Source organism: Neobacillus sp. 204 (assembly GCF_046562815.1).
In the GTDB taxonomy this organism is placed as follows: domain Bacteria; phylum Bacillota; class Bacilli; order Bacillales; family Cytobacillaceae; genus Neobacillus.
In genome coordinates this window covers 244,048-262,247 of sequence record NZ_JBJORY010000004.1, presented here as the reverse complement: position 1 = coordinate 262,247, position 18,200 = coordinate 244,048, and the positions used below count along the sequence as shown (strand labels likewise).

The window sequence follows — 18,200 nt, the reverse complement described above, 5'->3', positions numbered from 1 at the left end:
AATAAAAGCCTGTCTATAATTTTTATTCGGAGAAATAGGTTTGTACCACTAAAAAATAAATAGAGCTTCCTAATTTTCAGGAAGCTCTTAGGCTGTTTTTATGCTTTTGAAAACAAAGTACTTTTGTCCAAGATAATTGGACATTGAATACAAAGTACTGCCTAATAAAATTGATGCATTTTCCTTTGTATACGTGCTAAGTAAATAAAATTGATTTGTCCACTCGAGTAATTTCTCACTACAGAAATAAGCTGAGAAATAACAAATAAGAATAATTACGAAAAATCTCGGTAGACCTTTATGGAATGAAACATTGCTTTTAAACGTAAAAGTTCTATTTAATAAAAAGCTGAAACAAGCCCCGATTGCATTTCCTGTAAACGTGGATGTCCAATAGGATAAGCCCGCAACGTTAAGCAAAAAGAACATAAGAACCAAACCAATAAATGTGTTCACAACACCTACTAAGAGAAATCGGACAAGTGAGTTAGTTGTTGGTTTCAGATATCTGTCTAAGGTCCAGATTATAAAACTCATCCTCTACTGTTTGATTAAGCAAATGGTGCCTTGGTATTGGCAGATTAAAGGAATCAATATCAACAATATACTTTGGACGCTGTTTTGATTCTTTATAAATTTTCCCTATATACTCTCCAATCAATCCAATCGCAATTAATTGCAAACCGCCAATAAGCCAAATCGAGGTAATCAGCGACGTCCAGCCCGTCTCGGTATCCCCAAAAAACTTTAGCGTCAAAAAATAGACTCCAAAGATTAGACTCAAGAAAAATGAGGCTAACCCCATGACCATTACAAAACGAATTGGCGAAATAGAAAAGGAAGTAATCCCGTCGAAAGCAAAAGCGAGCATCTTTTTTAAAGGATATTTCGTCTCACCCGCTTGCCGCTCAAGCCTGTCATAATAAACTACTTCCGATCGAAAGCCAATGAGAGGGACAATCCCCCGTAAAAATATATTTACTTCGCCAAATCGTTCTAACTCTTGAACTGCTCGTTTACTCATTAATCGAAAATCTGCATGATTATAGATGAAGTCAACACCCATTTTTTCCATGATCTTATAAAATCCTTGGGCAGTACTTCGTTTAAAGAAAGTATCCGTATCACGCCCTTTACGAACACCATAAACAATCTCATACCCTTCATGAAACTTCAGGACAAACTCACGGATTACTTGGATATCATCCTGTAAGTCTGCATCGATGGAGACAACACAATCAGAAAGCTCCTTTGCTGTAAATAAACCAGCAAGTAGTGCATTTTGGTGACCTACATTTCTGGATAGCTTCAAGCCCCGTACAAACTCATTTCTTAATCCCTCTTTATAAATCAATTCCCAGGTTCGATCTCGACTACCGTCATCGACAAATAAGATTTTGCTTTGTTTCGAAACCAGCCTATCGTTAATCAACTCCTTCAACAATTGATGAAGCTGAGCAATGGTTACAGGTAAAACCTCCTCTTCGTTATAGCAAGGTACAACAATTGTAAGAACTGTTTCCATTATCTGTTTAAACCCCCCGCTGTCTACAAAGTTTCATACAAGTAAATTTTCCATGCAGATGTTCTCGATTCGAATACTTTTACTAACAATAATTGATTTTTCTTGGCATTATCGATTGGCAGCGCCGAAAATATATAGCGGCCGCCCATTTTTTTAAAGACATTGGTATTCAACTCTAAATGGTTCAAATGAAGTTTAGAATCTTTTTTGATCATATAATGTTTTCCAAGCTGTGCTGTAAAAATGTAACAACGGCCGCCCCATTTATCAAAATATTTACGGACCCTTTTATTTTTTGCCAATTCCTTTTCAATTATTTTCCTAAACTGATGTTTATAGGCTAATGGATAAAAATTATTATAGGTATCCAGTGTGTAAAACCCGTTATATTGAGCGACGGCTGGATGTATTCCAATACTAGCAACACGATATTTTTCCTTTGGAAGTGCGATATACTCCTCTATCTCGCGAAACATTTCCACAGCATAAAATTCTTTGACAGTGGGCTTTTGTTGATAAATGATTTCATCATTAAATAGTCCCAATATGAGGAGTTGCAAGACGAGATACCACTTAGCTGTCCTAGCCCAGCCCTTCCCTTGAAGCGTGAGAATTTTTAATGCAAGGGCAAAGCCTGCATAAATAACCATCGGCCGTAAAAAGTGATAGCGGGCGAAATTAAAGGTAGCCAAAAAATGGAATCGTTTGGCTATTGGCAACCATCCTTTATAAAACCAAAAAGCATACCAGATTGATAACAAAATATTTAAAATGAATAAAAAAACAAAGAGCTTTTCCTGATTCCATAGCTTTTTCAATAAGACCAGATAAATGGCAATAAAGATGGGGGGTAAAATAAACAGTGTATGAACAGTCATCACATGGGTGTGTCCAAGCAGGTAATTCTTAAAAACAAGCCTTACGCATCTCCAAAAAGGCAGGGCAGCATAAAAGTATTCATCCCGACTATTTGGTTCATCAACTAATAGAAATGAAAAAATGAGTCGATATTCAACCAACATAAAAATGACTGTCATATAAACAATTGCTAACAAAAAGCGAGGGTTCCATCCCTTCCTTCTGAAACAATCTGTTACCCACAAGAAACCCATCGCTGTTAAGAAAAAGAAAAAGCCTAAAACAATGCTGGCGTAAAAAGGTAATAGAGTGAGTACCAAATAATCCTTCCAAGAACCCTCGCCATTACGAATGTTAAGAAATGCCCAAAGTGCAAGCGGCATCCCCAACGTACTCAGCATCCCTGACGGCCAAAATGGAGTCAGGGCAAAGGCGAGAGCCGTTCCAATTTGTAAAAACAGCCACTTCTCACCTGGTAGAAAGTGCTTTTTTAAGAGCCAATACATCCCAAAAAATGCAACGATTCTTGTTAGAGCTTGGCTTATACCATAGGCAATCATTGTTGGGAAAAGTGCATAGAGCCAGACAATGATACTGTATTCGGTTCCAAATGCATTTCTCGATAACTGTCCATTTATTATTTGGGGAATGGTCGCATTTACAGAGCCGAACATTTCTCCACTTCTCGCTAATACCTTGTACCAGGCCAGGTTTGAATCAAGATTATCATGAACGCGTATATGGGCATTTTCCTGGAGAATAAATAGTGGAGAAAGGTAGACCACTATGACAAGCAATGCAAAGATGATGTATCTTTGCTCTTTTTTGGATTCAATAAGCACTCTTCTTCACCTCAAGGGTCAAGACTTAAAAAGGATAATTCCGTTTTAAACTTTGCTTAAAGGTTAAATATTATTCCCATTCATTGATAAATAAGTTACCGTATAGACGATGCACTATAAAGCGGAAACTCCCATTTTTACAAAATAAAAAACCTTCCAAACGGAAGGTTTATTTTATGGACCTATATTATTGCTTTCCAAAATTTTCATAGACATTTAATAGAGAATCGAGCTTCTGGCTACATAGGACTACATTCGGATTAGAATAACCGTAACGATGCGCTAATTCAACCATTTCTGACCTTGTTTTTTCAATTTTTGATAATAGCGTATTTAAACTAATCCCCATGAAACCAACCCTCTTTCTATGTTGAAACCGTATTTATGGTAATAATCATAATTTATAAGTTTTAGGCATTAAAAACAAGTAGCTTCGAAAAAAATGTTGGTATTTTTTGTGAACATTGACCTATTGTCAAATTTATCAAATAGGCCTATTAGATTGATTCATTTTCGTTAATAATAGGAATAACTGTTTCAGCACCTAATCTCAGTGGTGAGGCTAAAACACAAGAAAGAGGTGACGATCGTGCCGAACAGAGTTTATATCAGCTTCTTGCGTTTACCGCTTCTTATTCGAATTTTATTAATGGCATTGCTTGTGTTTCTCTCATTTGGAATATCCATTCATTTTTTAGAACCTAACACGTTTCCTACCATTTTTGATGGCATCTGGTGGGCCATTATTACTGCATCAACGGTAGGATATGGTGATTATGTCCCACATTCCTTCTTAGGCAGGATAACAGCATTAATCTTAATCCTATTAGGTGTGGGATTTGTTTCTTCCTATTTTGGAACATTGGCCGCTGCTGCTGTCACAAAACAAGATGCTCTTTCTGAAGGGAGAATTGCTTATAAAGGCACGGGACATATCATCATTATCGGCTGGAATGAACGATCGAAAGAACTAATAAGTAAACTTACAACTTCAAAATATCCACAAATGGTTGTTTTAATAGATGAAACTCTTGAAGCAAACCCAGTTAAATCAAGGTTTGTCCACTTTATCCAAGGGAAAGGTCATGTAGATGAAACCATTGTCAAAAGTGATATTAATAACGCGGAGAAAGTGCTAATTACAGCTGATAGAGGAAACGATGAACTACAAGCAGATATGAATAGTATACTTACCTTGCTGACTATTAAAGGAATCTATTCCCAAGTAAAATGCATCGTTGAAATATTAACTGCAGAACAAGTAATTAATGCCTATAGAGCCGGAGCAGATGAAGTAATTCAATCAAATAAATTAACGAGTGTATTTATGGTAAATAGTCTGCACTCCAATGGGAATGGACTTTTATCAAACATTGTCCATGAGTTACAGGAAAGTAAATTGTCGTCTTATCTAGCGGAGCAACCTGATATTGGTAAGCCCTTCAGCGATGTTTGCCATCTATTATTAAAAAAGGGTTATCTTCTAATTGGAATTCAAAGAGGGGAGGAAACATTACTGAATCCATCCCACTCCTTGCCAATCGAAGAGAATGATCAATTATTAATTTTTAAATAGATTAATCCGTTAGAAGAAGCATTTCTAATTCCTGTACCAATGCTTTCCCAGAATCTCTATATTTCTCCGGAATGCTCGCATCCTTATCAACAGGCTCCTGAAATTGATTTAAGGTCCCTGAGAAGGTACCTGAACTTCCTTCGTCATCAAGCCCTGCTTCATATTGATGGGACAAGAGGAATGGTCTTCCTAACTTAACAGTACAATTGTTAGCATCCAATTGACCATCGACTGCTTGAAATGGCAGCCGCATGAATTGATAGCCATCTTCATCATTCAGCTTATAATCAAAAGCACCATGGTCATAATCCCAATTTCCTCCAATCGTATAACCGATTGGTTTTAATTTTTTTTCAAGTTCAAATAAATCAAACTGCTTCCCTTCTATCTTTGATGGTAACTCAATCATAAACATTACCCCCTAATCATCGATAGAATTAGTTTCTCCAAATCAAATCATTTCAATAAAAAAAAGAGAACTGATTCATACCTCATCAATTCTCTTTTCTGTAAGATTATAATCGTTTTTCTAATTCTGCCTTTTTCTCTTCATATCCCGGTTTACCTAAGAGTGCAAACATATTTACTTTATATGCCTCAACACCAGGCTGATCGAAAGGATTCACTCCAAGCAAGTAGCCGCTCATCGCACAAGCCTTTTCAAAGAAATAAACCAAGTAACCTAATGTATACTCCTCCATCGCTGGAATGGTAACAATTAAGTTCGGCACACCGCCATCTGTATGGGCAAGCATTGTCCCTTGAAATGCCTTATTATTAACAAAATCAACCGTTTGTCCTGCTAGATAATTCAAACCATCTAAGTCATTTTCGACAGCTTCAATTTTTAGCTCGTGACGTGGGCTTTCAACTTTAATGATGGTTTCAAATAAATCACGACGCCCTTCTTGAACATATTGTCCAAGTGAGTGAAGGTCAGTAGAGAAGTTTGCTGAGGAAGGATAAATACCTTTTTGATCTTTTCCTTCACTTTCTCCAAATAACTGTTTCCACCACTCTGAAAAATATTGCAAGCCGGGCTCATAATTAATCAGCATTTCAATTGTTTTGCCTTTATTGTACAATACATTTCGAACAGCAGCATATTGGTAAGCAGCATTATCTTCAAGCTCGGAATGGCCAAAGTCTGCTTGTGCTTGTTGGGCACCTTCCATGATTTTCGTAATGTTTGCCCCGCTTACTGCGATCGGAAGCAAACCAACTGCTGTAAGAACAGAATAACGTCCGCCTATGTCATCAGCAATCACGAAAGTCTCATAGCCTTCTTCTGTTGCTAAAGTCTTTAAAGCACCTCTTGCTTTGTCCGTTGTCGCATAGATTCGTTTACGCGCCTCAACTTGACCGTATTTTTCTTCAAGAAGCTTACGGAAAATACGGAAAGCGATCGCTGGTTCTGTCGTTGTTCCTGATTTGGAAATGACATTAATAGAGAAGTCCTTTCCATCAAGAAGGTCGATTAAATCTCTCATATAAGTAGAGCTAATATTATTACCAACAAAAATAACTTGAGGTGTGTTTCGTTTTTCTTTTGGAAGTACGTTATAGAAACTATGCTGAAGCATTTCAATTGCAGCTCGTGCTCCAAGGTAAGATCCGCCAATCCCAATCACAAGAAGAATATCAGAATCAGCTTTGATTTTATCAGCAGATTTTTGAATACGTGAGAACTCTTCCTTATCATAATTGGTTGGGAGGTCAATCCACCCTAAAAAGTCACTGCCTGCACCTGTTTGCTCATGTAGTGAATGATGAGCAACTTTTACGGCATCACGTAAATATGTAAGTTCATGTTCTCCAAAAAAGGTTAAAGCTTTTGAGTAATCAAAACGAACGTGTGTCATGCATGATCCTCCATAATTTTATTTACATAAACCACTTTAACGAATGATGGGCTGATTATCAAGGCAGGTCCACTAGTGAAAGCGTACCCATTTTCGACAAATTTCTTTGCATGCGATATTTTATAAGGATGCACGATAAATAGCTAAAACATCCTCACGATTTAACTTTTTAAAGTTACCAAATTCTCCGTTTTCCATTGCTCTATCTGCCATTAATTCAAGTTTTGAATCATCAATATCATAATCAGCTAACCGTGATGGTGCTTCAATACTATTCCAGAACTCACGTAACTTCTGAATACCTTCAAGTCCTACTTCTTCAGCACTCTTGCCTTCAGCATTTACGCCAAACACCCGGACGGCAAGCTGTTTAAAGCGTTCCGGCTTCACCGCTAAATTATGCCTCATCCAATGTGGAAACAGGATAGCTAACCCGCCGCCATGTGGAATATCATAAACGGCCGATACCGCATGTTCAAGATTATGAGTAGCCCAATCGCCGCGATAGCCCATATTTAAGACGCCATTGAGAGCCATCGTACCGCAGTACAGTATCGTTGCCCGGTGCTGGTAATTTTCTAGGTCTGAGAGTAATTTTGGTGCTGTTTCCATCACCGTAATCAGAAGAGATTCACACATGCGGTCTTGATAATCAGTATTGTCTTCAAGGTGAAAATAATGTTCTAACGTATGCGACATCATATCGACAATTCCGTAGATGGTTTGATTCTTTGGTACTGTAAACGTGTTAACAGGGTCTAAAATAGAGAATTTTGGATAGGTAACTGCACTGCCCCAGCCATACTTTTCATTGGTTTCCCAATTTGTAATGACAGAGCCGGCATTCATTTCTGATCCCGTTGCCGCAAGAGTTAACACAGTTCCAAATGGAAGTGCATCTTCTGCAAACGCCTTTTTAATAACTAGATCCCAGGCATCCCCTTCATATTTCGCACCGGCAGCAATTAGTTTTGTACAATCAATGACACTTCCGCCGCCAATCGCTAGTAAGAATTCAATTCCTTCTTGTTTACAAATTTCTACCCCTTTTCGTGCGGTAGTAATCCGTGGGTTCGGTTCCACTCCAGGGAGTTCAAAAACCTCCGCTCCGATTTCAGCTAATAAGCTTATAACATTTTCATACAAGCCGCTTCGTTTAATACTGCCGCCGCCATAGACAACCAAAACCTTTTTACCATAACGAGGCACTTCAGTTTTTAATTTATCCAACTCACCTTTTCCAAAAATTAATTTGGTTGGATTCCAAAAAGTAAAATTTTCCAAATCAAAACACCATCCTTTCACTTTATCATTATTAGTTATTATGGTTTATTTTGCAAAAGCTTAGGTCCGTTCTCAGAAAAAAACTTCCTTGCACCACGAGTGATGCAAGGAAGTTTTTATACCCATCCTCTAAACAAGGAGGCCTCTGCTATTTTTCTAACGCCAATCATATACGCCGCTAAGCGCATATTTACGTTGTGATCTTGAGCAAGCTGGTAAATATCATGAAATGATTTGACAAGTTTATTACGTAATTTCACGTCAACTTCCTCTTCACTCCAATAAAAACCTTGTTTATTTTGAACCCATTCAAAATAGGAAACAGTGACACCACCTGCTCCTGCTAAAACATCTGGAACGAGCAGTATTCCACGCTCTGTAAGAATTTTTGTTGCCTCCAGCGACGTCGGCCCATTAGCAGCTTCCACAACAATTCTCGCTCTGATGTTGTGAGCATTTTTTTCGGTAATTTGATTAGAAATCGCTGCAGGTACCAACACATCACATTCCTGTTCGAGCAATTCTCTGTTGGTGATTGTCCCCTCAAAAAGAGTCGTAACTGTCCCAAAGCTGTCCCGGCGGTCCAGCAGATAATTAATATTTAATCCATCTGGGTTATAAAGTGCACCATACACATCAGAAACACCAACTACAATCGCCCCTGCATCATGCATAAACTTTGCTACATAACTGCCAGCGTTCCCAAAACCTTGAACAATGACCCGGGCTCCCTTGAGGTTAATTCCACGTTTTTTGGCTGCTTCCTCAATACAGATGGTTACTCCCTTTGCACCTGCTTTTTCCCGGCCCTCAGACCCTCCTAGTACAAGTGGTTTGCCAGTAATAAAACCTGAAGAACCATATTGGCGAAGACGACTGTATTCATCCATCATCCACGCCATAATCTGAGAATTGGTGTACATATCAGGTGCTGGGATATCCTTTGTTGGTCCAACAATTTGACTGATCGCACGTACGAAACCTCGGCTTAATCGTTCAAGTTCACCAAACGACATCGTTCGTGGATTACAAAGAATCGCACCTTTTCCCCCGCCAAAGGGTATGTCAGCAATGCCACACTTCAAACTCATCCACATCGATAATGCCTTCACCTCAGTCGCCGTCACCTGAGGGTGAAAACGGACTCCGCCCATAGTTGGTCCAACCGCATCATTATGCTGAGCCCTAAACCCGTTAAATATTTTGGTAGAACCGTCGTCCATACGCACAGGAATTCTGACATATGACATTCGTAATGGTTCTTTCAATAATTCGTACATTTCTTCGTTATAGCCCATCTTTTTTAATGCATCATGAATAACAATCTGTGTTGATGTGAGCAGGTTTAATTTCTCTGTATCCTTTTCACCGCCACTATTTGTTACATCATATATCCCCATTTTTGCACCCCTAGTTTATTTAACTATTATCTAAGTATGTTATTAATCCTCTCTATAGCCCAGTCCAATTCTTCTTTACTAATGACGAGTGGTGGAGCAAAACGAATGACCGTGTCATGTGTTTCCTTACACAATAGACCTTGCTCTTTTAATTGCTCACAGTATTTGCGGGCAGGCTGGGTTAGTTCCACACCGATAAATAAGCCGCGGCCACGAATATCTTTTATGATTGGATTTTTAATTTCTTTTAATTTGTTTATAAAATACTCGCCATGTTCTAACGATTTTTCAGCAAGTTTTTCATCAACAAGCACATCTAGCGCCGCAATGGAAACCGCACATGCCATCGGATTTCCCCCAAAGGTAGAACCGTGTGATCCCGGATTAAATACACCTAAAATATCTTTGTTAGCAACGACACAGGAAATTGGGAACACGCCACCGCCAAGGGCTTTCCCGAGGATATACATATCCGGTTCGATTTCTTCCCACTCGCAGGCGAACATTTTACCGGTTCGGGCCAAACCTGCTTGAATTTCATCCGCAATAAAGAGAATATTGTTTTCTTTACATAAATCAGAGGCAGCCTTCATAAAGCCTTCAGGCGGAATCACAATTCCTGCCTCACCCTGAATCGGTTCAATTAAGAATGCAGCCGTATTAGGCGTGATCGCAGCTTTTAATGCCTCTAAATCACCATATGGGATAAGCTTGATCCCTGGCAGCATCGGTCCAAACCCGCGTTTATATTCGTCTTCAGATGAGAGGGAAACAGCAGTCATTGTCCTCCCGTGAAAGTTGCCAATGCAAGCAATAATTTCTGCTTGGTTTTCTGCCACACCTTTTACATCATAGCTCCAGCGTCGTGCCGCCTTCACAGCTGTCTCCACTGCTTCCGCCCCAGTATTCATTGGCAGCACCATATTTTTTTTTGTTAAATGACAAACTTTTTCATACCATGGGCCAAGTTGGTCATTGTGGAATGCTCGAGATGTTAATGTAACTTTATCTGCCTGATCTTTTAACGCTTGAATAATTTTTGGATGACGATGCCCTTGGTTAACAGCTGAATAGGCACTAAGCATGTCCATATATTTATTGCCTTCAGGATCCTCTACCCAAACACCTTCTGCCCGAGCAATAACAATTGGCAGCGGATGATAGTTGGTGGCTCCAAATTTCTCTGTTTTAGCAATGATTTCATTCGTATTCACATTCGTTGTCATAAAAAATCCTCCGTTTCAGCGCAAAAATATGTACATATAGTTATATTGTAGCCGAGCATGGAAAAAGAATGAACACCTCATCAAAACTTTATCAATTATATAGGCATTATTTTTGTATATTTTGTGGTATTAATAAAAGTCTGTTTTCGTATAGATTGTAGTTATTTAGTCCGCAGCCCGAATACACTTCGCTTTCCGCGGGCGGCCCGGGGAGCCTCCTCGGCGCAAGCGCCTGTGGGGTCTCCCCAGCCCCGTCCTCCCGCAGGAGTCTTCGTGTATTCGGGCTGCTCAGTACTTCTATAATGTTTTTCATCTTATTTCAAGAACAACAAACTATAAAAAAACAGTCTAATAAAAAAAGCCTAGCCCCCTGCAAATCTATGCATGGGTCTAGGCTTCTCTTGAATTTATTTTTTATTAAGGCTCTTTTCGTAAACTTTGTTGCTTTTGGAGCTTTTTAAGGTCATTTACTAAGTTCCTGGGCAATTTTCGCAAATGTTCTTACGAAAAGATGCCACGAAGCATATAGTTTTACGGGTTGATGTACTTATACGAAAAACAACAATCTATGCGAAAATAGCCTTTATTAAACTTAACGTTGTGACTGGTCAATCCATTCTTGAAGCTTATCTTTTAATGTGTTAAAGCCTTGCTGGCCTTCTACTTCTGGAATAATTGCTGTCACTTGGCGTTTACGAGGCTTCTTTGCTTTTGGAGCAGCCTGCTGAACAGGAGCTTCTTCCGTTGCACGGATAGAAAGACCAATTTTGCCTGCACCTTCATCCACTGATAATACTTTAACCTTGATTTCGTCTCCAACTTTAAGATGATCATTAATGTCTTTAACGTAACCATGTGTAATTTCAGAAATGTGGACAAGGCCTTGAGTATTATCGTCAAGCGCAACAAACGCTCCATATGGTTGAATTCCTGTTACCTTACCTGTTAAAATACTTCCAGTTTCAATCTTTTCTGACATGAAAACACTCCTAAATAAATAATTATTTTATCCCTTATATACGCATTATAATATTATATCACAAAGAATGTCTTAAATCAAAAAGGAATGAAAAATAAACTACAATGCAAGTCTACTTAATGGTAAAGTCAAAAATTTTTTAACATAATGTTCATTGATGTAGGAAGAAAGTGTTATCAAAAGTGATAAACTATAATAAGGAAATCTTTTTTTAAAGGAGAGGTGAACCAGTTTGAATACAATTGGCCAAACCATTAAAAATGCCCGCGAAACGCTCAAAATGTCTCAGGAGGAGCTGGCACAAAAAGTAAGAGTTGGAATCCAAACAATTGAGAAATACGAATCCGGGGAACAAATTCCAAGCACACAAACATTGCTAAAGTTATCGACTGTTTTAGATCTTCCTGCTACAGAATTATTAGAACAGTAATATTTATAAAAGCAATCTGGTAAAATAATCCGTTTTTCTTTTAACCACTGTATAAACAAACGGAATACTGGATAACCTTATATCATAAGGCTTTTTAGTATTCCCCCCTTTTTGAAGTGGACATCCGTTATTGGTATGTCCTTTTTTTTGTTATTAAATGGAACAAGCATCATTTGCTTTAATGATTAATAATTCTTTTGCTACTTTTAAACATTCTTCCATCGAGATGATTTTTTCAAAGGAAAATTCATAAATGCTTTGAATTCGTTTGGCCAACTCCTCACGATCATCCAGTTCATGGATCGCTTGAATCGTATCAGCTATTTCTGTCTCATACCCTCCATTAGTTAATCGGAAGGGATCCCACTCATTTAATACATCTACATATTGCAAATTCGTTTGTAGCTCTTTTCTCATTTCGTTTACTCCTAAATTTTTTGCTTTTATTTTTCATTTCCTCCCGCGTTTCGAGTCTACTTAAGCACATACTCCGCGAGAACACTTTGAAGTTCATAAATATTTAAGTTTTTATTAAATTGCTTTTGTAATGGCAAAGCATTTCCAGAAATCCAAATTTTCAATTCAGCATCTAAATCAAAGTTACCTGCTGTTTCAATACTGAAGTGGGTAATGCTTTTATAAGGAATAGAATGATACTCCACCTTTTTCCCCGTTAATCCCTGTTTATCCACTAGGATTAAGCGTTTATTCGTGAAAATAAACATATCACGAATTACCTTATACGCTTTATCTATATTTTCATTAGGTGAAAGAACTTTCCCGAATTCTCTCTGTACCTCAGCAGCATTTACTTCCGAGGCATTTCCCATTAAACCATCTAAAAAACCCACTGTCTTCACCCTCTCAACCTAATAATTTATTTCTTAGTCCCGGCTTCCATTTTTGTTAAATAAGCACTTTTATATTGCCCAGGTGTCAATTCAGTATACTTCTTAATGAGTGTGGTGTGTTGTGACTATTGTGCTGTTTCCAAAATATGCTGCAGCATTCGCTCCCCTGACATTCGCGCTTCACCCCCACCCTGGGCAAAGGAGTCATTTCCTCCACCTTTACCGTTAATAAGTGGAAGGGCAGTTGCGATGACTTTCTTCATACTTTGTGCTCCAGCTTGTCCGCGCGCACAAACGATCTGCAAGCGATTATCATTTTGAGACACAAAGTAAACAATAGAAGTCTCATCTTCAGCAGTAATGAGGCGGGCTAGCTTCTGCAGTTCTTGAATCGATCGATTTTGAAATACTTCACTGACGAGATTCTGGTTAGTACGAATCCTTTTTCCAAGTAAGTTTTTCGCCTCATAATGGAGAAGATTTTCTTGAGCTTGCTCAAGGGCTTTTTCTAATGTTTTGTTACTCTCAAGGAGGCGAAGGACAGCTTGCTCCATTTCTTTTTCAGGTGCATTGAGGATTTTTGTTAATTCTAGGAGCACTTTTTGTTTTTGTCCGAGCAGTGTAACCACTCGGTTTCCACAAACAAATTGAACACGTACCTTTTTCTTTTGACGTTCCCAATCTAATACTTTTATCGTTTGAACCTCGCCAGTAGCCTTTGGATGTGTCCCGCCGCAGCCATTATCATCAAAATTAGGAATAATCACCAGGCGGATATCCTCTTTGACTTTTGTCTCTTTTCGTAGCTTATATTGAGTCAGTTCGTTTTCAGTTACCCATTTTGTCTCAATCAGTCTATTTTCAAGGATGATCTGATTAGCAAGTTCCTCGGCTTGCTGGACATGTTGCTGGCTAAGATTATCCGTCTCTAAATCTATCGTGAGCAGTTCTGAACCTAAATGGAACCCGATCGTTTTGTACCCAAATAAATGGTCAAACGCCGCAGATAAAATATGCTGTCCTGCATGCTGCTGCATATGATCCAAGCGCCTTTCCCATTCGATCTTCCCTGTGACTTCCTTCCTTATATCATCTAATGGACCTTCAAGGTAATGACGAATTTCCCCATCGATTTCTTCTACATTTATTACCGCGTAATCAGCAATTGTTCCCAGGTCGTGTGGTTGCCCTCCTCCAGTTGGATAAAAGGCGGTTTGATTTAATACAACGTACCAGTTGCCAGCGTCATTTTGTTCTTGCTTTACCACCCTTGCTGTAAAGGCTTGTAGGTATGGGTCCTGATAATACAGTTTGTTCTCCATCTTTGCTACACACACTCCTATGTATTTTTAACACTATTGTCGGGAAAATGGGGTAATAAATCAAGTTAAAAGAAAACTGTCCCTCCAATCAAGGGACAGTTCGACCTCAACAAATACTATATGTTAGTAGTTATTTCTTTTCTTTCCTCTGGCCAAACGATGTTGGTTTCGTTGGTGGTTTTTGTCCACTTTGCTGGGAGCCGCTCATGCCTTGTGGAAAACCAGTTTGCTGGCCACCCATCATTTGCGGCAACCCACCCGTGCCTTGCGGGAACCCTGTTTGCTGGCCGCCCATCATTTGCGGATAGCCAGGCTTTTGGTAGCCTCCCATTTGTGGGTGTCCGCCCATTTGCGGGTAGCCTCCCATTTGCGGGTGGCCTCCCATTTGTGGGTGTCCGCCCATTTGCGGGTGGCCTCCCATTTGCGGGTAGCCTCCCATTTGCGGGTAGCCTCCCATTTGCGGGTGGCCTCCCATTTGCGGGTAGCCTCCCATTTGCGGATAACCCCCCATTTGCGGGTAGCCCCCCATTTGCGGATAACCCCCCATTTGCGGGTAGCCCATTTGCGGATAACCAGATTGTCCCGGAACCCCTCCAAAAAATTGCCTTTTTTCCAATACTCTCGCCTCCTAAACATTCTCCATTCTAGTGTATGTCCACTTTTAGGATAAGCTTAGATTCCTACCTATTTATCAGAAAAAAAACACAAATAAGATAGTTCCAGAATTTATCACAATAATATTTAAAATTAATTTAAAAAAGCTATCACGTTTAGTTGATAGCCTTTCACATGTATTATTTCTCATCCTGGGCATTCTTTTGATCCGCCTTCTTATTTTTTGTAATTTCACCACAGGCAATCCGTTTACCTGAGTCGCCTGAAGGCTGGGTCATGCCATCATCTTTTCCTTCATCAATGACGATCGTGGTCCCCTCTTTTGTAAATAAAGATTTCTTTCCATCTTTTAAGGTTAAATTGGGTCCCATTAAATCTGCTTTAACAGACCCATCATCACCAACAATTAAATTAGGCAGATCCCCTGCATGGGCACCTTTTGGGTGAAGAAGTCCATGTTCCTTATTATCAGGATTAAAATGATTTCCTGCTGACTTAAAATCTGGGGCTTCACACTTTCCTTTGTCATGAATATGAATCGCATGCTCCCCAGCAGGAAGGCCCTTTAAATCGACTGATAATTTTACTCCACTCGCCTGCTCTGCTACCTTTACTTTACCGAGAGAATCCCCAACCGCATTATACATCTCCACATCAATCTTTCTAATATTCTTCTCAGTACAACCTGTAAGAACGAGCAGTGGAATGATTATCCAGCTTTTCTTCATATGTATACCCCCACACTAGACAATTTGCCTTTAGTATGAACAATCACCCCCTTTTTTATCCCAGGCTATTTTCACATAGTTTGTTTTTCGTATTAGTACATCAACCCGTATAGCTATATGCTTGGTGGCATCTTTTCGTAAGAACATTTGTGAAAATTGCCCAGAACTTAGTAAATGAGCCTTATAAGGCTCCAAAAGCAACAAAGTTTACGAAAAGAGCCTTATCCAATAAAAGAAAAAGGAACAGTATCGGATTAACTGTTCCTTGGAGAGTGCTCTTGATTTTTTAATTGTTCTTCTAATTCTTTTGCCTTCTTAGCCTCACGATTGGAGACTGCGATGAATATGCGCATCGTTAGAAGGGCTCCAATTAAGAAAATCAAAAAGGTTATCCCAGCGGGAATATATTCTGATTTATCTTCTGGGAAATATAAAAACAAAGAAAGTACCGGTTGAAACATTTTTCTTCTCCCTTTCTCTAAAGGAACTGCTCTAAAGATTAATTATAGCAACAAAAAACATTTCATACCACTTTCTCACTCGAGCGAACCATGGTTAATCCTCGATCACCTTAATCTTCTTGATGATGACATCTTTTTCAGGTTTATCTTGGGCACCAACGGGAGTGTTTGCAATTTTATCAACGATATCCATGCCCTCAATCACTTGTCCAAAAACAGTATGACGATGATCAAGCCATGGAGTACCGCCGTTTTTATCATAAGCTTCAATAATTTCTTTAGGATAGCCTGCTTTTTCCATTTGTTCTTTCATGGCTGGATCAAGTGATGAGCTTTCCACAATAAAAAACTGACTTCCATTTGTGTTGCTGCCCGAATTAGCCATAGATAAAGCACCGCGGAGATTATAAAGATTTTTAGAAAACTCATCTTCAAAAGGCTGACCGTAAATGCTCTCCCCGCCGGTTCCATTACCATTAGGGTCACCGCCCTGTATCATGAAGTCTTTAATGACTCTGTGAAAAATTAGTCCATCATAATAGCCTTCTTGACCATGTTTTACAAAATTTTCAACAGCTTTCGGGGCATACTTAGGAAACAACTTGATTTTAATGTTTCCCATTGATGTTTCCATTTCAATGAGTTTTTCATTTTCGAGCACCTCTGTAGAAAGCTGAGGATAGACGGCATTTGACACTTTTTGTTCCCCTTCCTTCTGTTCCGTTTTTGGTGCAGCGGTTTTAGGAGTAGTTTCCTCTTTCTTAGTGCTTGTCCCACAGGCTGCCAAAACTAGAACAATTGTAAATAATGTTATAAATAATTGCAGATTCTTTCTCATATATCATTCCTCCAATTTTTTCACTTTAACCGAAATAATTTTATTTCGCACATTGTTTTTAATTTACTATCTTTCATTATAAAATAAAAGATGGTAGAAAGAAAAAAATTGTTGTGAGGAGTGTTTGTGGTGTCAGAATTTCAAATTGGGGAGATTGTAACAGCTATATATAAAACAGGGAAATATATCGGTGAAATAACAGAAATACGCCCGCAGCATTATTTAGTGAGAGTCCTTGCAGTGCTTAAACATCCAATGCAGGGAGACTTACATAATCCTAAAGATGCTGATGTACTTATTTTTCATGAGCGAAAAGCGCTAAGCTATCGTGAGCAAGCGAATATTCCTTACAAAATGGTCAAGCCTTTTGAAAGTGAAGTTCCAGATTATCTAGAATCATTAAAAGATGCAGTGGCCAAAATGAAACAAGAATTAGCAGAAACATCTTCAGAGTGGGCTGAGATGAGCTTAAGAGCAATGGAATCGCTTGAAAAGGATTATAAACTTAAAGCGTAAGCGCCAGTCTCAGCAAGGATCAGCTGGAGTGCTCCGACCTTTAGTTTTTGTATTAACACAAAAGGCCAAATCAATTTGAATGATTTGGCCTTTTATGCGAATTCGCTTAATAACTTTGAGAAATCAATCCGATCCCCGATCGTCGTCGGTTCTGGTTTTTCTAAATAACGTTTATCCTTTTCAACGAGTTTGAATATATTAAAGGTAGTCAATGCATCATCCAGTGCGCGGTGATGTTTGCCTGTCCCTTCTTTCCCATACTCCTGAACTGCCTTCCATAGACCTGTTTGATTTTGATCACCAAAGAATCTTTTATATTCCATGGAAAGATCCAATTCAGCAGCTTTTAGCGGAAATGCAACCCCTGCCTTTAAACAATTATGACGAAGCACCTTCATATCCATATTTCCCCAAGTAACAATGGTTGTTTCATAATTATGCTTATTGAACTCCTCCAATTTTTTAACAAGCTCAAAAATAGATAACCCCTTGTCTACCTGCTGCTGAGAAATATGTAAAAAGGATTTACAGCGTTCAGTTAGTTTTGGGAATTTAAGTGGAGTAACAAAGGATGAAAACTGCTCTGTCACTTGATCATCAACGACTGCAACAATTCCCACTTCAATAATTTCCGCATAAAAATCCTTCATGCGAACATTCCGTTCAGGCATTGTAAACTCAAAATCGATAAACAAATATTGCCGCCTTGCTCTCATCAATTTCACCACCTTTATGTTTTCTCTTAATACATTATATTGAGAAACATGTACAAAAAATTGTGCTATTTTTCTATTTTTTTTATATTATAACACGAAAGTAAAGTTAATTTTTTAAATTTTTAATCAATAGAACTTAAAAAAGAATGGCCAGGAACTCCATTCAATTTT

General features: G+C 38.7%; 20 protein-coding genes and 1 pseudogene. 3 read left to right on the top strand and 18 right to left on the bottom strand.

Going from position 1 to position 18,200, the window contains the following annotated elements; translation table 11 throughout:
- Window positions 1-87 precede the first annotated feature (87 nt).
- From ACJ004_RS10680 to ACJ004_RS10665, 4 genes are all read right to left on the bottom strand, one after another.
- Window positions 88-537 (bottom strand): GtrA family protein, encoded by a 450-nt coding sequence (locus ACJ004_RS10680; protein ID WP_410892904.1) that lies wholly within the window; start codon window positions 535-537, stop codon window positions 88-90.
- The gene (locus ACJ004_RS10675) at window positions 488-1,528 is read right to left on the bottom strand and encodes a glycosyltransferase family 2 protein (protein ID WP_410893078.1); all 1,041 of its coding nucleotides are present in this window, start codon (window positions 1,526-1,528) and stop codon (window positions 488-490) included. Before ACJ004_RS10675 ends, ACJ004_RS10680 begins: the two co-directional genes overlap by 50 nt.
- Before the next feature lie 20 nt (window positions 1,529-1,548).
- Window positions 1,549-3,225, bottom strand: a complete 1,677-nt coding sequence (locus ACJ004_RS10670; RefSeq protein ID WP_410892903.1) for a DUF6044 family protein — start codon at window positions 3,223-3,225, stop codon at window positions 1,549-1,551.
- Between the two features lie 187 nt (window positions 3,226-3,412).
- Window positions 3,413-3,574 (bottom strand): Spo0E family sporulation regulatory protein-aspartic acid phosphatase, encoded by a 162-nt coding sequence (locus ACJ004_RS10665; protein WP_410892902.1) that lies wholly within the window; start codon window positions 3,572-3,574, stop codon window positions 3,413-3,415.
- 240 nt (window positions 3,575-3,814) lie between these two features.
- Here ACJ004_RS10665 and ACJ004_RS10660 point away from each other — a divergent pair, with 240 nt between their 5' ends.
- Window positions 3,815-4,801: a potassium channel family protein gene (locus tag ACJ004_RS10660; RefSeq protein WP_410892901.1), complete on the top strand. Its 987-nt coding sequence runs from the start codon at window positions 3,815-3,817 to the stop codon at window positions 4,799-4,801.
- Window position 4,802: 1 nt separating this feature from the next.
- Here the strand turns inward: ACJ004_RS10660 and ACJ004_RS10655 are convergent, their stop codons facing one another.
- The 6 genes from ACJ004_RS10655 to yugI all read right to left on the bottom strand — a co-directional run bounded on the left by ACJ004_RS10655 (window position 4,803) and on the right by yugI (window position 11,552).
- A complete protein-coding gene (locus ACJ004_RS10655; RefSeq protein WP_410892900.1) occupies window positions 4,803-5,210 on the bottom strand; it encodes a YugN-like family protein in 408 nt (135 codons plus the stop codon).
- 106 nt (window positions 5,211-5,316) lie between these two features.
- A complete protein-coding gene (locus ACJ004_RS10650; RefSeq protein WP_410892898.1) occupies window positions 5,317-6,663 on the bottom strand; it encodes a glucose-6-phosphate isomerase in 1,347 nt (448 codons plus the stop codon).
- A gap of 120 nt (window positions 6,664-6,783) precedes the next feature.
- The gene (locus ACJ004_RS10645) at window positions 6,784-7,947 is read right to left on the bottom strand and encodes an iron-containing alcohol dehydrogenase (protein WP_410892896.1); all 1,164 of its coding nucleotides are present in this window, start codon (window positions 7,945-7,947) and stop codon (window positions 6,784-6,786) included.
- A 116-nt stretch (window positions 7,948-8,063) separates the two neighbouring features.
- Window positions 8,064-9,347 (bottom strand): Glu/Leu/Phe/Val family dehydrogenase, encoded by a 1,284-nt coding sequence (locus ACJ004_RS10640; protein WP_410892895.1) that lies wholly within the window; start codon window positions 9,345-9,347, stop codon window positions 8,064-8,066.
- Window positions 9,348-9,373: 26 nt separating this feature from the next.
- Window positions 9,374-10,573 (bottom strand): ornithine--oxo-acid transaminase, encoded by a 1,200-nt coding sequence (locus ACJ004_RS10635; protein WP_410892894.1) that lies wholly within the window; start codon window positions 10,571-10,573, stop codon window positions 9,374-9,376.
- A gap of 592 nt (window positions 10,574-11,165) precedes the next feature.
- Window positions 11,166-11,552 (bottom strand): S1 domain-containing post-transcriptional regulator GSP13, encoded by a 387-nt coding sequence (gene yugI / locus ACJ004_RS10630; RefSeq protein ID WP_410892893.1) that lies wholly within the window; start codon window positions 11,550-11,552, stop codon window positions 11,166-11,168.
- Window positions 11,553-11,784: 232 nt separating this feature from the next.
- On the opposite strand from yugI, the pseudogene ACJ004_RS10625 reads away from it, so the two are divergent.
- Window positions 11,785-11,979 (top strand): annotated as a pseudogene (locus ACJ004_RS10625) (helix-turn-helix domain-containing protein); the annotation flags it as partial.
- A gap of 156 nt (window positions 11,980-12,135) precedes the next feature.
- On the opposite strand, the gene ACJ004_RS10620 reads toward ACJ004_RS10625, so the two are convergent.
- The 7 genes from ACJ004_RS10620 to ACJ004_RS10590 all read right to left on the bottom strand — a co-directional run bounded on the left by ACJ004_RS10620 (window position 12,136) and on the right by ACJ004_RS10590 (window position 16,797).
- Complete coding sequence (locus ACJ004_RS10620; RefSeq protein WP_410892892.1) at window positions 12,136-12,399, bottom strand: DUF1871 family protein; 264 nt, start codon at window positions 12,397-12,399, stop codon at window positions 12,136-12,138.
- Window positions 12,400-12,455: 56 nt separating this feature from the next.
- Window positions 12,456-12,833, bottom strand: coding sequence for a PH domain-containing protein (locus ACJ004_RS10615; RefSeq protein WP_410892891.1), 378 nt, complete (start codon window positions 12,831-12,833; stop codon window positions 12,456-12,458).
- Between the two features lie 125 nt (window positions 12,834-12,958).
- Window positions 12,959-14,155 (bottom strand): alanyl-tRNA editing protein, encoded by a 1,197-nt coding sequence (locus tag ACJ004_RS10610; protein WP_410892890.1) that lies wholly within the window; start codon window positions 14,153-14,155, stop codon window positions 12,959-12,961.
- A gap of 130 nt (window positions 14,156-14,285) precedes the next feature.
- On the bottom strand, window positions 14,286-14,771 hold the full coding sequence (locus tag ACJ004_RS10605; protein WP_410892889.1) for a hypothetical protein: 486 nt from the start codon (window positions 14,769-14,771) through the stop codon (window positions 14,286-14,288).
- 178 nt (window positions 14,772-14,949) lie between these two features.
- A complete protein-coding gene (locus tag ACJ004_RS10600; RefSeq protein ID WP_410892888.1) occupies window positions 14,950-15,498 on the bottom strand; it encodes a superoxide dismutase family protein in 549 nt (182 codons plus the stop codon).
- Between the two features lie 254 nt (window positions 15,499-15,752).
- Entirely contained in the window at window positions 15,753-15,959 is a 207-nt protein-coding gene (locus ACJ004_RS10595; protein WP_410892887.1) for a hypothetical protein, read from the bottom strand.
- A gap of 94 nt (window positions 15,960-16,053) precedes the next feature.
- A complete protein-coding gene (locus ACJ004_RS10590) occupies window positions 16,054-16,797 on the bottom strand; it encodes a peptidylprolyl isomerase (RefSeq protein WP_410892886.1) in 744 nt (247 codons plus the stop codon).
- Between the two features lie 129 nt (window positions 16,798-16,926).
- Here ACJ004_RS10590 and kapB point away from each other — a divergent pair, with 129 nt between their 5' ends.
- On the top strand, window positions 16,927-17,313 hold the full coding sequence (kapB, locus tag ACJ004_RS10585; protein WP_410892885.1) for a kinase-associated lipoprotein KapB: 387 nt from the start codon (window positions 16,927-16,929) through the stop codon (window positions 17,311-17,313).
- Between the two features lie 92 nt (window positions 17,314-17,405).
- On the opposite strand, the gene kapD is transcribed toward kapB, so the two are convergent.
- A complete protein-coding gene (gene kapD / locus ACJ004_RS10580; protein WP_410892884.1) occupies window positions 17,406-18,029 on the bottom strand; it encodes a 3'-5' exonuclease KapD in 624 nt (207 codons plus the stop codon).
- Window positions 18,030-18,200: the final 171 nt, after the last annotated feature.